This is a genomic window from Kribbella sp. NPDC051137 (assembly GCF_040682535.1).
Taxonomy (GTDB): Bacteria; Actinomycetota; Actinomycetes; order Propionibacteriales; family Kribbellaceae; genus Kribbella; species Kribbella karoonensis.
On sequence record NZ_JBFBBI010000018.1, the window covers coordinates 1 to 1,344 of the forward strand.

1 protein-coding gene is annotated in these 1,344 nt (G+C 66.7%); it reads left to right on the top strand.

The window, feature by feature from the left end; all coding sequences use genetic code 11:
- Positions 1 to 99: 99 nt before the first annotated feature.
- Entirely contained in the window at positions 100 to 1,296 is a 1,197-nt protein-coding gene (locus AB0M51_RS42630) for an IS481 family transposase (RefSeq protein ID WP_363754692.1), read from the top strand.
- The last annotated feature ends 48 nt before the right edge of the window (positions 1,297 to 1,344 follow it).

Consider the following 1,344-nt stretch of genomic DNA (forward strand, 5'->3'; position numbering starts at 1 on the left):
GGTGTTGTGGTTCAGGACATCGGCGACAGGTGTCTCACGACATAGGCGACACGTGTCTCGGGTGATCGGCGACAGGCGTGGTGGGCTGGATGCTCGGGCATGTCGAAGGCTCGGTTGGTGATCACCGCGTTGTTCGTGGAGGGGCAGTCCGCTGCCGAGGTGGCCCGGCGGTACGGGGTGCACCGAGCGTGGGTCTACAAGCTGAAGGCCCGGTATCTGGCCGAGGGTGAGGCGGCGTTCGAGCCCCGGAGCCGACGACCGAAGACCTCGCCCGGGGCGACTGCGCCGGCGACGGTGGAGTTGGTACTGCGGCTGCGCAAACAATTGGCCGAGGCCGGTCTGGATGCCGGCGCGGACACCATCGGCTGGCACCTGCAGCACCACCACCAGGTGCGACTCTCGCGGGCGACCATCCACCGGATCCTCACCCGAGCCGGCGCAGTCGTCCCCGACCCGGGAAAGCGACCCAGGTCGTCCTACCTGCGCTTCGCCGCCGACCAGCCCAACGAATGCTGGCAGTCCGACTTCACCCACTACCGGCTACGTGGCGGCCGGGACGTCGAGGTCATCAGCTGGCTGGACGACCACTCCCGCTACGCCCTCTCGGTGACCGCCCACCCCCGGATCACCGGCCCGATCGTCGTGTCGACGTTCCTGGAAACCGTTGCGGAGTACGGAATTCCAGCCTCGACGCTCACTGACAACGGCATGGTCTACACGACCCGGCTGTCCGGCGGGAAGGGCGGGCGCAACGGGCTCGAATCCGAACTGCGCCGGTTGAACATCACCCAGAAAAACTCCCGACCGAACCACCCCACCACCTGCGGGAAGGTCGAGCGGTTCCAGCAGACCCTGAAGAAGTGGCTGCGCGCCAAACCCACCCAACCCACCACGATCGCCGAGTTACAGGCCCTGCTCGAAATCTTCGTCGACGAATACAACCACCGCCGACCGCACCGATCCCTGACTCACCGCGCCACCCCAGCCACCGCCTACACCACCCGCCCCAAAGCCGGCCCCACCACCGACCGGACCAGCCACACCCACGACCGGGTCCGCACCGACCGCCTCGACGACACCGGCGTCGTCACCCTCCGCATGAACGGACAACTCCACCACATCGGCATCGGCCGAACCCACGCCCGAACCCACGTCCTGCTCCTCGTTCAAGACCAACAGATCAGGGTCGTCGACGCCGCCACCGGCGAACTCCTGCGCGAACTCACCCTCGACCCAGACCGCGACTACCAACCCACCGGCAGACCACCCGGCCCCGTCCCCAAAAAGAACAGGTGAACCCACGAATCGTGGGTTCACCTGTCGCCGATGTCTTGAGACATCACA